Below are 13,438 nucleotides of genomic sequence, written 5' to 3'. Positions count from 1 at the left end.
GCAAAAGACTATGCGCCGGGCGACTGGTCAAGGGGGATCATGTTTGCGGTCCTTCCGTCAGAAGGTGGCGTAGCGCTCGTTACCAACAAAGCCCATATTCTTGACGCCCGCTCGGCGAATGTCGGCGAGTACTTCGTCCACCACGACATAGCGGGCGTCAGCGGCGGGCTGGAACTGCAACTCCGGTTCGACAGGCTTCGCAAGGGACGCGGCGAGATATTGGCGCAGAGTGAGCCGATCGATTGCGGCCCCGTTCCAGCGCAGCACGCCGTCCCCATCGATCGTCAGCCTGTTCTTGACTGGATTTACGGGCGGCTGCGTCACCGTGTCAGGCGTTTGGGGAAGGTCGACGCCGACGCTGTGCGTCTGGATCGGTATCGTGATGATGAACATGATCAGCAGTACCAGCATCACGTCGATTAATGGGGTGGTATTCATCTCGCCCATCGGTTGTTCGGGCTGAGACGCGTTGGATTGCGCAAAGCTTGAAGCCATGAACCCCTCCTGTTGAATGATATATCAACACATTCAACATGCCTGTATCAGCGTTCCTTGGCAAGGGTCCCTTCTATTGACAGACGGGGCCGCCCATTTATGGGGAAAGTGCGGCATTTTGCGCTGCCATCCAATCACAGAAAGACTTGTCCCTTGTCCGCCATGCTGAAGATCACCCTGCCCGACGGTTCCGTGCGTGAAGTCGCGCCCGGCACTACGCCGGCGGATATTGCAGCGGCGATCGGGCCGGGTCTGGCTAAGGCGGCGATCGCGGCGCGTGTGGACGGCGAACTGCGCGACATCATGCGGCCTCTGGAAGGCGACGCGCAACTCGCGCTGGTGACGAGCAAGGATGAGGCGGACGCGCTGGAACTGGCGCGGCATGACTTTGCGCATCTGCTGGCCGAAGCCGTGCAGGCGTTGTTTCCGGGGACGCAGATCACCTTCGGCCCGGCGACGGACGACGGCTTCTACTATGATTTCGCCCCGAAGGACCGGCCCTTCACGGAAGAGGACCTGCCCGCGATCGAAGCGAAGATGCGGGCGTTGATCGCAGCCGACAAGCCGCTCCGCCGCGAGGTGTGGACGCGCGAGGACCTGATCGCGCGCTGGAAGGCGGAAGGCGAGACGTTCAAGGCGGAATGGGCGGCGGAGCTTCCCGAGGGCGAGGAACTGACGGTTTACTGGTCCGGTGGCGAGTGGCTCGACATGTGTCGGGGGCCGCATCTGGCATCGACCGGCAAGCTCGACCCGAATGCTTTCAAGCTGACCCGCGTGTCGGGAGCTTATTGGCGCGGCGACCAGAAGAACGCGATGCTGTCGCGCATCTATGGCACCGGCTGGCTCAACAAGAAGCAGTTGGACGCGCACCTCATGCGCCTCGAAGAAGCGGGCAAGCGCGACCATCGCAAGCTGGGTGCGGAGATGGACCTGTTTCACCTCCAGCAGGAAGCGCATGGGTCGGTCTTCTGGCATCCCAAGGGCTATCTGATCTGGCGCGAGCTGGAAGCCTATATGCGCCGCGCCATCGATGCGGCGGGCTATCGCGAGGTCAAGACGCCGCAGGTGATGGATGCGCGCCAGTGGGAGCAGTCGGGCCATTGGGGCAAATATCGCGAGAATATGTTTGTCATCCCCGACGAGGTGCCGAACGTCGAAGATGAAGGGCCTCTGGTGTCGGATGATGCCGACTGGATGGCATTGAAGCCCATGAACTGCCCCGCGCATGTCCTGATCTTCCGTCAGGGGATCAAAAGCTATCGCGACCTGCCGTTGCGTTTCTATGAGAATGGCTGCTGCCACCGCAACGAGCCGCATGGCGCGCTGCACGGGTTGATGCGGGTGCGACAATTCACGCAGGATGACGCGCATATCTTCTGCCGCGAGGACCAGATCGTTGCGGAGGTGCGGGCCTTCTGCGAACTGGCGGATCGGATCTACAAGAATTTCGGCTTCACTTACTCGATCAAGCTGGCGCTGCGTCCGGAGAAGCGCTTCGGCACCGAGGAAATGTGGGACAAGGCCGAGGAGGAACTGCGCAACGCCGTCGCCGCTGCGGGGCTGAACACGCCCGAATATGGCTGGGAGGAGCTGCCGGGCGAGGGCGCCTTCTATGCGCCAAAGCTGGAATGGCATCTGACCGATGCGATCGGGCGGACCTGGCAGGTGGGCACGATCCAGTCGGATCGGGTGCTGCCGGAGCGACTCGACGCATCCTATGTGGGGGAAGATGGCGAGCGTCACCGGCCCGTGATGCTCCATCGAGCGATTTTCGGGTCCTATGAGCGGTTCATCGGCATCCTGATCGAACATTATGCGGGCAAATTCCCGCTCTGGCTCGCCCCGGTGCAGGCGGTGGTCGCGACCATCGTTTCGGACGCGGATGACTATGCGGACGCGGTGGTGGAAAAGCTCCGGGCCGCCGGAATCCGCGCCGAAATCGATGTTCGCAACGAAAAGATCAACTACAAGGTGCGCGAGCATAGCCTTGCCAAAGTGCCCAATTTGCTGGTCGTCGGTCGCCGTGAGGCCGATGAAGGCACGGTGGCGCTGCGTGAGTTGGGCAAGGAGGGGCAAAGCGTCCTTGCCGTTGATGATGTCATCCAGCGTCTTGCAAAAGAGGCGCTCGCCCCCGATATGCGGTGAGGCAGCGATGCCACATGGGGCCGGTGATTCCGTAACTGCGGACTTGCCGCCCCTTTCGGCTTTGCGCTAAAGGCCGCCAGAGCCGTTTTTGGAACAATAATAGGAGAAGCCGCTATACGTCCCCCAATGATGCGCCGCCCGATGGCGCCGCCGCCTAAGTCCGGTCCCCGTTACAATGAGTTCATCACCGTGCCCAAGGTGCGCGTGATCGACGACGAAGGCGAAAATCTGGGCGTGATGTTGACGCAGGAGGCCATGGAGCGCGCTTATGAGCTGGGCCTGGACCTGGTCGAAGTGTCTCCGACGGCCGATCCGCCGGTCTGCAAGTTCCTCGACATCGGCAAGTTCAAGTACGAGGCCCAGAAAAAGGCCAATATCGCCCGCAAGACCCAGAAGACGCAGGAACTCAAAGAGATCAAGATGCGTCCGAACATCGACGATCATGACTATGATACGAAGATGAAGAAGGTCCATGATTTCATCGGCGACGGCGACAAGGTGAAGATCACCCTGCGCTTCCGCGGTCGCGAATTGTCGCACCAACAGCTTGGCATGCAGCTGCTCCAGCGCGTGGCGGAGAATGTCGGCGAGATCGCCAAGGTCGAAGCCTATCCCCGCATGGAAGGCCGCCAGATGCTGATGGTGCTCGCGCCGAAATAAGGCTTGCCGGTTTTGGCGGATGCTTTTTGGGCGGGGTCTGGGTTCAGGCTCCGCCCATTTGCTATTTAAGGCACCGACGCAGCGGCGATACGCCATCGGCCGTGAAGCATTTCCCGGGATCACATTGATGCGCCGATGAGGATCGACAGCGTGCTCCAGCTGGTTCATGCATAAGGGGCGGCAAAGGCAAGCCGTGGTCTTGTGGAGCTTTCCGAACCATTGGATCGGAGAGTTCGGCTTTTTTATTCGAAGCGTTCCTCAACCGGGCCGGTGAGCCCGGCTGGTTGCGGGCCGCGCGAAATGGCAGAGAGGATGCATATGTTCAGCCACATCATGGTTGGTGCCGACGACATTCAGAAATCCAAGCAATTTTATGACGCGACGCTGGGCGCTCTAGGTGTGTCGCCGGGTTTCATCGACGACAAGGATCGTGTCTTCTACATGACGCCGACCGGTGCGTTCGCGATTTCCAAGCCGCTCAACGGTGAACCGGCCTGTGCGGCCAATGGCGGAACCATCGGCTTTTCTGCCTCTTCGCCCGAGCAGGCCGATGCATGGCATGCGGCGGGGATCGCGGCAGGCGGCACGACTTGCGAAGATCCGCCCGGTGTTCGTGACGGCGGCATGGGCAAATTGTACCTGGCCTATCTGCGCGACCCGGCAGGCAACAAGCTGTGCGTACTGCACCAGATGGCGGCCTGACGCGACGGGGCTTTTTCAGGAGCGCTGACGTGGCGCTCCTGAACTCTCGCATTTCAGATCAATTCGGAACGATCAGATATTTCTCGCCGGTGCGCCGGGCATTGTAGGTCAGCACGGCTTCGCGGTTGAGCGCTTCGGACAGCGAGATGTGGCCCTTATAGTGGCTGGCGAAGGTCGTCGTGATATTGTCCATCACGCGTTGCTTCATCCGTTCGATCGTTTCCGGTCCCGCCTTTTGCAGGAAGGGGAAGAGCAGCCAGCCGCCAACAGACCAGCCAAACCCAAAGCTGCGCGTCAGGATGGTGGGGGACAGGTCGAGCGCGCCATAAATATAGGCTTGCTTGGGGCTGTCGGAACCATAGCGGCTGTAGGGCGCGTCCTTGCTGGCGACCTGTTCCATGGCATGCAGGATCTGGCTGACGAGATTGCCGCCACCGATCGCGTCGAAGGCGATGGTCGCGCCGGTGGCTGCGATGGCGGCTTCAAGCTGAGCAGGGAAGTCCTCTGCCGAACTGTTGAGCACATGGTCCGCGCCGATCCCTTCGAGGATCGCCACCTGCGCGTCGTTGCGCACGATGTTCACCAGCGGAACGCCATCTTCCTGAGCGATGCGCACCAGCATCTGGCCCAGGTTGGAGGCGGCGGCGGTGTGGACGATGGCCTTGTGCCCTTCCCGCTTCATGGTTTCTACAAAGCCAAGGGCCGTCATGGGGTTCACGAAGGCGGACGCGCCCTGCTCCGCCGTCACCTCATCGGGCAAGACCATGCAGGCGCGGGCGTTGACGATGCGATATTGCGCGAACATGCCGCCGCTGATCAGGGCGACGCGCTTGCCCAGCAGGGCCTGAGCTTCCGGGGATTCGCCAGCATTGATGACGGTGCCAGCCCCTTCATTGCCGATCGTCATGGGCTGACCCACCCGACCCGCCAGCGCGCGACGGGCCGCGTCAGGCATGAGGGCGACGATGCGGCCTTCGCTGTAATCAGCATTTTCAAGGTCGGCGGAGGCGAAAAGCAGGGCGAGGTCTGACGGGTTGACGGGTGCGGCTTCTACGCGGACCAGCACCTCGTCCGCCCGAGGCGGCGGTAGCGTCTCCTCCGCCAGTTCCACGGTCAGCCGACCATCCTCGTCCAAGGTCGATAGAAGCTTCAATCCTTGGATTCGGGTCATGGCTATGTCCTTTTCAGGCTGAGGGGCGGGCGCTGTAGAGGTTGGGGTACATCGCCTTGAACGCGGCAAGCTTGGGCATGTCCCAACGCTGGATATAGGGATGGCGCGGGTTACGGGTCAGGAAATCCTGATGATAGGCGTCAGCGGCCTGGAAGCCGGTGAAGCGTTCGACCTTCGTCACGATCGGGTCGCGCCAAAGCCCCGCCCTGTCCAGTTGCGCCAGATAAGCGCGAGCGGCCTTGTCCTGCCCCGGAGTGAGGGGGAAGAGCGCGCTGCGATATTGGGTGCCGCGATCGGGACGTTGATAGTTGAGCGTGGTGGGGTCGGCGATCACCGAAAAGAAGACTCGCAGCAATGTGCCGTAGCTGACCTGCCGGGGATCGTAGGTGACGCGGACGGATTCGGCGAAACCCGTGTCGCCTTCGCTCACACGGTCATAGTCGACCTTGAGGTTGGCAGGGCCGCCAGAAAAACCGGAGGTGACGAGACGGACACCCTTGATGTGGGAAAAGACGCCCTCGACTCCCCAGAAACAGCCGCCAGCAAAAACTGCGGTCTCCAGCTTTCGGGTTGCCGGGGCATCTATCGCGGGTGCCGGAGCGAGGACGGGGCGCTCGGCGCGCAGGGGAGAGGCAACGGCGGCGGCCGCAGAGAGGGCGATGAGGAAGGCGTTAAAGGGCCGCATTTGAATTCGCCTCGGGGGCGCTGTCGGACGCCGCCATGGCCGGGGTCGTCAGGGCCGGAGGATCGGCGAGGTGGAGGGCGAAGACGCCAGCGGACCCGATCACAAACCCGCCGAGAAAGCGAAGGAACAGGTCGGATTTGAGGAATGTCAGCATGGCCTTCTTCCTTCTATCATTTCCCGGAAGGACGGGGATTAGCAGTGGGAGGGTTAGCCTTTGGTGAACGAGGCGGCTAGTCCCGTTTCGAATTGAAACGGGATATAGGCAACCTTGTTCTGGCTGCAAGACGGTGTGCCGGACGGGAGTCCGTTTTTTTTCGGATAGGATGAGGGAAACGGCTTGTGTTGCGCATTTTCCCCTCCACCATTTGCGGAGCAAATGGTCCCCCTCCCCATCTTCGATGGGGAGGATTAAGGGGACTTATTTGAGGGCGGCGCAGGCTTCCTGGATGCGCTTGCACGCCTTGGACAGAATTTCTTCCGAGGTCGCGTAGCTGATGCGGAAGGCGGGCGAGAGGCCGAAGGCGGCGCCGTGGACGGCAGCGACGCGGGCTTCGTCGAGGAAATAGCCGATGAGCTTTTCGTCGGTGTCGATCAGTTGGCCCTTGGGCGTGGTCTTGCCCATCAAGCCGCTGGCGTCGGGATAGACGTAGAAGGCGCCTTCGGGCGTCGGGCAGTCAAGGCCGGGCGCGTCGTTCAGCATCGAGACGACCATGTCGCGGCGCTTCTTGAAGGCGGCGTTGCGCTCTTCAAGGAAGTCCTGCTCCCCGGTCAGCGCGGCGACGGCGGCCGCCTGGCTGATCGAGCAGGGGTTCGACGTGGACTGCGACTGGAGCTTGCCCATCGCCTTGATGATCCATTCCGGGCCACCGGCGAAACCGATGCGCCAGCCGGTCATCGAGAATGCCTTGGAGCAGCCGTTCACGGTCAGGGTGCGGTCGTAAAGGTCCGGGCATACCTGCGCGATGGTCGCGAAGGGGGTCGGCGCGTACCAGACATGTTCGTACATGTCGTCGGTCATGATGAGCACATGCGGGTGGCGACGCAGCACTTCGCCCAGGCTCTTCAGCTCATCGGCCGAATAGGCCGCGCCCGAAGGGTTGGAGGGCGAATTCAGGATCAACCATTTGGTGCGCGGCGTGATCGCGGCGTCGAGCTGGGCGGCGGTGATCTTGTAGCCCTGGCTCGCGGGACCTTCGACGAAGACGGGCGTGCCGCCCGCGAAGTTCACGATGTCGGGATAGCTGACCCAATAGGGCGCCGGGATGATGACTTCATCGCCCACGTCGACAGTGGCGACCAGCGCGTTGAACAGCGTGTGCTTGCCGCCCGAGTTCACGCTGATCTGGCTGCGCTTGTAGGTCAGGCCGTTGTCGCGGTTGAACTTGAAGGCGACCGCGTCCTTGAGGTCGGCGGTGCCATCGACGTCCGTGTAGCGGGTCAGGTTCTTGCGGATCGCGGCAATGCCAGCTTCCTTGACGAAGTCGGGCGTGTCGAAGTCGGGTTCGCCGGCCGAGAGACCAATGACATCGACGCCTTCGGCTTTGAGGGCATTCACACGCGCGCTCATCGCCAGGGTGGCGGAGGGCTGGATGCGACCGAGGGCAGCGGAAGTCTGGCTCATCGTGACACTCTTTCTGATGAATAGTGAGTCCGCGCGGGCGGACGCGAGGCTCCTTAGTGCGCTATGGCGCGGGGGGCAACCGCCAGATAGTTTTCGTCATTCCAGCGGAAGCTGGAATCTGGGGAGGCTTGGTGCGCGTTGGCCTGAGATCCCAGCGTTCGCTGGATGACGGAAGTAAGCCGAGCAGGAGAGGCTGCTGGCCCACCCCCGACCCTTCAAACGAGTCACGCGCCTCGTTTGAACGCTTGCGGGAGGGGAGAGTTTCTACCTTGCGAGGGAGGCCGCGACCATGCCTCGGGCGGCGTTGCCGATGAAGAAGCCGTTTTCCAAGTCGCGCGGTTTGAGGTCGGCTTCGACCGCTTCGTTCATTTCAATGAGGCTGCGGCGCAGGACGCCGGGCAAGATGCCGCGCGAGAGGGGCGGCGTCACCAGCTTGTCGCCGCGTTCGACGAAGATGGAGGAGAAGCAGCCTTCGGTGAGGAAGCCTTCTTCGTCGGTCATCAGCACTTCGTAAGTGCCGCCGCGCTTCAACGCGTCCCGATAGATTGTCCGGTCGGTGGTCTTGTGCGTGAGGCGAAAGTCATCGGTTCGGCTTTTCCGGGGCACGATCGCCACCTGCATGATCGCCTGGGGCCAGGTGCGATGTTCGCGCACTTCGATGGCGATGGAGCCGCGCCGCGAGACGAGAAGGCGGAGGCGGCTGCGTTCGCGCAGACGGAAAGTCGCGGCCTGTAATTCGTTGCGAACGTCGTGACGGTCGAAGACGAAGTCGAGTGCCGTGGCACTTTCCTTCAGCCGTTCCAGATGCAGCTCCAGCAACCTGATACCGTCGACCGGATCGAAAGCCATGGTTTCGAGCAGATCGAACCGTCCGTCATCCAATGACATCGAAACTATTCAAGCCCCCTACTGTCCCGCAGTCGTAAGGAAGCGCCCCTTGGCCAGGCATTCCGCCCACTCGGATGCCGCATCCGAGTCCGCGACAATGGCCGAACCCAATCCCAGGCGCCCCTCCTTGCTGCCTTCTTCAACCCAAATTGTGCGAATGGCAACATTGAAGGCAGCGTCTCCGTTCGGATCGATCCAGCCCATGGTGCCGGTATAGATGTCGCGCGGATGTGCCTCCACTGCATCGATAATTTCCATCGCCCGCACCTTTGGCGCGCCGGTGATCGATCCGCAGGGAAAGAGGACGCGCAGGATATCGACGGGCGACAGGCCCGGTAGCAGCCGTGCGCGGATGGTCGAGACCATCTGGTGCACGGTTGGATAGGTTTCGACATGGAAGAGATCGGGCACGATCACGGTTCCGGCGCGCGACACGCGGGACAGATCGTTGCGCAGCAGGTCGACGATCATCAGATTTTCCGCGCGCTGCTTGATGTCCTCCTCCAATTCCCGCGCTAGTGCCGCGTCCCGGACGGGGTCGGCGGAGCGGAGGGCGGTGCCCTTCATTGGCCTGGCGGTCAGCTGCCCGCGCACATTGGTGAAAAAGAGTTCGGGCGAGAAGGAGAGGATATTGTGGGCGCCGGTGCGGATGATGCCGCCGTAGCCCGCGCGCTGGCGCGGACGGATTGCGGCGTAGAGCGCCATCAGGTCGCCGTCGAAGCGCGCGGCGCAGGGGAAGGTCAGATTGACCTGATAAATGTCCCCTGCCCGGATATAGTCCTGCACCTGGGCGAAGGCCGCGCGATAAGCCTTTTCATCCATCAGCGGCTGCGGCGCTTCTATGCTGACGGCGGAGGGATTGGGCAACAGGTCCGGCATCAGCGCGGGATCGATCAGCCGATGCCCTTCGAACAGGCCGAACCACAGGAGCGGCATGGCGGGCGTGTGGTCGCCTTGTCGGAGGGCGATCGGCTGGAGGCGATCCTCCAGCATCAGCCCCGCCTCATAGCTCATGTAACCGGCGGTATGGAGGCCCATCTCGCCCGCTTCGGCGATGCGGTCGAGGGCGGGCTGCACATCCTCAAGGCAATTGGCGCAGATGATCTCCACCGGGTCACGATAGAGACGCGCGGGCGCGGGATTGCGCTCTCGCGCATCGTCGAACAGGACAAAGGCTTCGGAGGCACCCGGCAGTCGCATGGGGGCCGTCTTAACAGCCTTTTGGCGGGGCGAAAGGGAGGTAGGCGCTTAAACCTGTGTTGCACAGTCCGCCGCGCGGCCATAGGGACGGCGCATGAGCAATCATCCTTCCGCAGATGCTGTGGCGCGGCCGCTTCGCCCGGCCTTGACGTCAGCGCTGCGCGGCCGTTGCCCCGCCTGCGGCGAGGGCGCGATGTTCGCGGGCTTCCTGAAGCCCAGTCCGGCCTGCAATACGTGCGGGCAGGCGTGGGATGTTTCGCGGGCGGACGATTTCCCCGCCTATATCGTGATCCTGCTGCTGGGGCACATATTGGTGCCTTTGATGATCGAGGTGAATAGCGCGTTCGCGATCCCGCTGGGGGTGCAGGCGGCGCTGTGGCCGGGGCTTGCGGTGGTGCTGGCGGCGGTGATGATCCAGCCGGTGAAGGGGGCGGTGATCGCGTTTCAGTGGGCGCGGCGGATGGATGGATTTGCTGGGGGTTAAGGCGGGGTGATTGGGGCTGCGTTGGCTGGGGCCTGTTAAGGCTGCTCGGGGCTCGATCGCCTCACCATTTATCTGGATTTCTCCACCCTACTCTTCGAGAAAGAAAGGAAAGCCCTTCGACAAGCTCAGGGCGAACGGGGGTGAGGGAGGTTGGTTCAGGAGACGGCGCGGGCAAGCCTCACGAGACCCCAGCTTTCGCTGGGGTGACGGTCATGAGTTAGGCCGGCTGGCGCAGGAAGTTGCGCTCCATGGCTTCGCGCAGGCTGGCGTCGATGCTGCGGCGGCCTTCGGAGCCGTGGGTGACGACGGTAGTGTCGCAGGTGGCTACGCAGACTCCCTTCTGGAAGGCGGCGGAGCTGACGGTCCAGCTGGTGCGGCCGATATGGCCGATGCCGCAATGCACTTCGAACGGATAGGGGAAGTGCGATTCCTCCACGAAGTTGAGCGATACGGCAGCGACGAGCCAGCGCACGCCCTGTTCCTGCGGGTGACGGCCGAGATGATGGTGGAAGCGGATGCGGGCGGTTTCGAAGATGCCGGAGATGGCCACATTGTTGATGTGGCCCATCGTGTCGATATCCTGGAAGCGCGTATCGATGCTGGTGATGAAGCTGTAGGCTTCCGGGCTCAGCCGCCAGGATTCGGGTTTTGCCATGTCCTGCTTTCCGATGGTTGTCCTTGAAGCTCTTACGCTTCGCCGACGCGGATTCAATCGCTCAGGGAAAATTGACGCAACTGCGACCTTTTTGACACAGCGGATGTTGGTCGCGGTGCAAAAGCGCCGCCATCGCGCGGGAGATGGACTTTTGCCCCCCATTTCTGCCAAAGCGCGAACATGACCGACAAGCCACAGAATGTCCGCATCGAAGACGGTGTTTTTCTGGGCTTCGTCCTGTTGGTGTCGGTGGCCTTTGCGCTGGTGATCGAGCCGTTTTTCGCGGCCATCCTGTGGGGCGTGATCGCCGCCATATTGTTCGGGCCGATCAACCAGAATCTGCTGCGGCAGATGCCGGGCCGCCCCAATAGCGCGGCGGGGCTGACGCTGTTGCTGATCGTGGCGGTCGTCATCCTGCCCGCGATCGTGCTGGCTGTCTCGCTGGTGCAGGAAGCAGGGCTTTTCTACGCCAAGATACAGTCGGGCCAGATCAATATCCCCGCCATGTTCAATGCATTCCGGGCGAACCTGCCGGATTGGGCTTCGAACCTGCTGGCGCGCGTGGGCATCACCAATTTCGCGGCGGTGCGCGACATGCTGGGTCAGGGGATCGCCAACAGCTTCCGGTCCGTCGCATCGCAGGTGTTCCAGATCGGGCAGAGCGCATTCAGCTTTTTCGTGGCGTTGAGCGTCACGCTCTACCTCACCTTCTTCCTGCTGCGCGACGGGCCTGCGCTGGCGGCGCGGCTGGATCGCGCGGCGCCGCTGCGTTCCACCCACCGGCGGGCGCTGATGCAACAGTTCGTTGTCGTCACCCGCGCCACAATCAAGGGCAGCGTGGTCGTAGCCATCGTTCAAGGGATGATCGGCGGCACCGTTTTCTGGGCGTTGGGGATCACCGGAGCGCTGCTGTGGGGCGTGCTGATGGGATGCTTTTCGCTGATCCCGGCGGTGGGCACGGGATTGGTGTGGGTGCCGGTGGCGATTTACCTGCTGGCGACGGGCGCGGTGGTCAAGGGGATCATCCTGATACTGTGCGGCCTTTTCGTCATCGGCCTGATCGACAATCTGCTGCGGCCGATGCTGGTCGGGCGGGATACGCGTATTCCCGATTATGTGGTGCTGATCACGACACTCGGCGGCATCGACATGTTCGGATTCAACGGCATCGTCATCGGGCCGGTGATCGCCGCGCTGTTCATCGCGACATGGAACATCGTCACGCGGATGCGGACGGGCAACGGGCTGGAAGGGCCGTTGACGCAGGAAGAGACGCCGTCCGCTTAGGCGGATCGCTGAGGGTTGTACTAACCGCCCTTAGGAGGAGACATTGTCGGCGATATCCTCGGCAAGGCGATCGAGTTCGGCTGGCTGCTTCTTCTTGCTGATCAGGGCGTAGGCCAGTTCGCCCTCCTGCCAATAGGCGACGGTCTTGCCATCGCGGGTGAGCACGGCCGGTTTGGCGGGCGCCACGCCATCGTCGCGGACGGCGAACAGGGATACCGGACGGCTGACGTCGTTGGTGATGGTCATCTGCAGGCTAGGGCCGCTGTCGGAAGGGAAAAGCTGTACATCGGTGATACGCCAACCCTGCGGCAGGACGGGAAGCGCGATGCGGGCGAAGGAGCCGACTTCGCCGACGTTGAACACTGTGGGCGGCGAACGGCGCAGGACGGCCCGCATTTCCGCGACTTTGTGCGACTGCAAGGCTTCCTTGATGAAATATTCCTCCGCCCGGCCGCGATCGACCGACACGCCCTTGCCCATGGCGAACCAGCCGCCTGCCAACACCAGCAGGGCCGCAGCGACGCGCGCGAAGCGGGATGTTGATCGGGCAAGCGAGAGCGAGACGGAGGCGGCATGAGAAGGCGGCCGACGAAATGGCGTGACGTTAGCACAAGCCGCGACGGTTACTGCGGTGTCAGTCCGGCGGTGGAAAACCGCGTCGAAATGATCGCCTGCGCCGTCACGATCGACGCGGGTGAAGCCATGGCGCTCTAGCAGGGTGAAGACTTCGCCTGCATCAGCACCATAGCGGTGAAGGTTCTGGTTATCGATTTCGACGACCGCTGCACGCGTTTGCGGGAGGGCGAGGATCGGCGCCAGCCCCTGAAGGACGGCATATTCAAATCCCTCCACATCGATCTTCACCGTGATGGATCGCTCGCCGATCAGCTTGAGGAGGCCGGGAAAGTCGCCGATCGACAATGTCATGACCCGTTCCCCCTCCTCCACAGGCTCGCTGGCGATGGAGAAGCGCCCGGAATGCCCTGTCGCGCTATTGTCGAGCAGGTCGGGACGGGTCAGGGCCGCAAGGGCCATGTTGAAGGGCAGGACATTGCCAAACGCGTTCAGGCTGATGTTCCGGACCAGCTTTGCGAAGGTGGAAAAGCAAGGTTCGAAGGCGACCACCAGCCCGTCCGGCCCCACGCGTTCCGCTGCAAGCAGGGTAAAGATGCCGCAATTGGCGCCGACATCGATGAAGCAGTCACCGGGACGGAGGCATTCCACCTCATCGGAGACTCGCGCGCCATATTCCCCGGTCAGCCCGAGCAGATGAGTCCGGTCGCGGACATCAAAGGCCAGTCGGACACGGCCATAGCTCGATCGAATCGGCGTGCCATCCAGCAACCTGGCGAAAGGCGACAACAGCCGCCATTTCCCGCGAAAGCGAGGCAATCGGTGGACATAGAGGTTCAACAGCCAAGGTCGAACCACCCTGAAACCGGGCA

14 protein-coding genes are annotated in these 13,438 nt (G+C 62.4%); 5 read left to right on the top strand and 9 right to left on the bottom strand.

Annotation, left to right across the window (positions count from 1 at the left end):
* Nucleotides 1-57: 57 nt before the first annotated feature.
* On the bottom strand, nt 58-495 hold the full coding sequence (locus tag ACYU81_RS09020) for an ExbD/TolR family protein (RefSeq protein ID WP_460987312.1): 438 nt from the start codon (nt 493-495) through the stop codon (nt 58-60).
* Between the two features lie 162 nt (nt 496-657).
* Between ACYU81_RS09020 and thrS the strand changes: the two genes are divergently transcribed.
* The 3 genes from thrS (at nt 658) to ACYU81_RS09005 (ending at nt 4,002) form a co-directional block, all read left to right on the top strand.
* Nucleotides 658-2,640: a threonine--tRNA ligase gene (gene thrS / locus ACYU81_RS09015; RefSeq protein ID WP_460987310.1), complete on the top strand. Its 1,983-nt coding sequence runs from the start codon at nt 658-660 to the stop codon at nt 2,638-2,640.
* Nucleotides 2,641-2,766: 126 nt separating this feature from the next.
* Nucleotides 2,767-3,300 carry a translation initiation factor IF-3 gene (gene infC / locus ACYU81_RS09010; RefSeq protein ID WP_449470959.1) on the top strand — a complete coding sequence of 178 codons (534 nt, stop codon included), beginning with the start codon at nt 2,767-2,769 and terminating at the stop codon, nt 3,298-3,300.
* Nucleotides 3,301-3,618: 318 nt separating this feature from the next.
* Nucleotides 3,619-4,002 (top strand): VOC family protein, encoded by a 384-nt coding sequence (locus tag ACYU81_RS09005; RefSeq protein WP_460987309.1) that lies wholly within the window; start codon nt 3,619-3,621, stop codon nt 4,000-4,002.
* A gap of 58 nt (nt 4,003-4,060) precedes the next feature.
* Here the strand turns inward: ACYU81_RS09005 and ACYU81_RS09000 are convergent, their stop codons facing one another.
* From ACYU81_RS09000 to pabB, 6 genes are all read right to left on the bottom strand, one after another.
* The gene (locus ACYU81_RS09000) at nt 4,061-5,173 is read right to left on the bottom strand and encodes a zinc-binding dehydrogenase (protein ID WP_460987308.1); all 1,113 of its coding nucleotides are present in this window, start codon (nt 5,171-5,173) and stop codon (nt 4,061-4,063) included.
* 13 nt (nt 5,174-5,186) lie between these two features.
* Entirely contained in the window at nt 5,187-5,858 is a 672-nt protein-coding gene (gene msrA, locus ACYU81_RS08995) for a peptide-methionine (S)-S-oxide reductase MsrA (protein ID WP_460987306.1), read from the bottom strand.
* Nucleotides 5,845-6,012 carry a hypothetical protein gene (locus ACYU81_RS08990; RefSeq protein ID WP_449470952.1) on the bottom strand — a complete coding sequence of 56 codons (168 nt, stop codon included), beginning with the start codon at nt 6,010-6,012 and terminating at the stop codon, nt 5,845-5,847. Before ACYU81_RS08990 ends, msrA begins: the two co-directional genes overlap by 14 nt.
* A 264-nt stretch (nt 6,013-6,276) precedes the next feature.
* A complete protein-coding gene (locus ACYU81_RS08985; protein WP_460987304.1) occupies nt 6,277-7,479 on the bottom strand; it encodes a pyridoxal phosphate-dependent aminotransferase in 1,203 nt (400 codons plus the stop codon).
* A 264-nt stretch (nt 7,480-7,743) separates the two neighbouring features.
* Entirely contained in the window at nt 7,744-8,367 is a 624-nt protein-coding gene (locus ACYU81_RS08980; RefSeq protein ID WP_460987303.1) for an aminotransferase class IV, read from the bottom strand.
* A gap of 18 nt (nt 8,368-8,385) precedes the next feature.
* A complete protein-coding gene (pabB, locus tag ACYU81_RS08975; protein WP_460987302.1) occupies nt 8,386-9,567 on the bottom strand; it encodes an aminodeoxychorismate synthase component I in 1,182 nt (393 codons plus the stop codon).
* A gap of 94 nt (nt 9,568-9,661) precedes the next feature.
* On the opposite strand from pabB, the gene ACYU81_RS08970 reads away from it, so the two are divergent.
* Nucleotides 9,662-10,051, top strand: a complete 390-nt coding sequence (locus tag ACYU81_RS08970) for a DUF983 domain-containing protein (protein WP_460987301.1) — start codon at nt 9,662-9,664, stop codon at nt 10,049-10,051.
* 217 nt (nt 10,052-10,268) lie between these two features.
* On the opposite strand, the gene ACYU81_RS08965 is transcribed toward ACYU81_RS08970, so the two are convergent.
* Entirely contained in the window at nt 10,269-10,706 is a 438-nt protein-coding gene (locus ACYU81_RS08965; protein ID WP_449470942.1) for an acyl-CoA thioesterase, read from the bottom strand.
* A 180-nt stretch (nt 10,707-10,886) separates the two neighbouring features.
* Between ACYU81_RS08965 and ACYU81_RS08960 the strand changes: the two genes are divergently transcribed.
* Nucleotides 10,887-11,993, top strand: coding sequence for an AI-2E family transporter (locus ACYU81_RS08960; protein ID WP_460987299.1), 1,107 nt, complete (start codon nt 10,887-10,889; stop codon nt 11,991-11,993).
* A 30-nt stretch (nt 11,994-12,023) separates the two neighbouring features.
* Here ACYU81_RS08960 and ACYU81_RS08955 read toward each other — a convergent pair whose 3' ends face one another.
* Nucleotides 12,024-13,355, bottom strand: coding sequence for an FkbM family methyltransferase (locus tag ACYU81_RS08955; RefSeq protein WP_460987298.1), 1,332 nt, complete (start codon nt 13,353-13,355; stop codon nt 12,024-12,026).
* Nucleotides 13,356-13,438 lie beyond the last annotated feature (83 nt).

The organism is Sphingobium sp. TomTYG75 (assembly GCF_054771635.1).
This window is presented reverse-complemented; position numbering and strand designations above follow the sequence as displayed.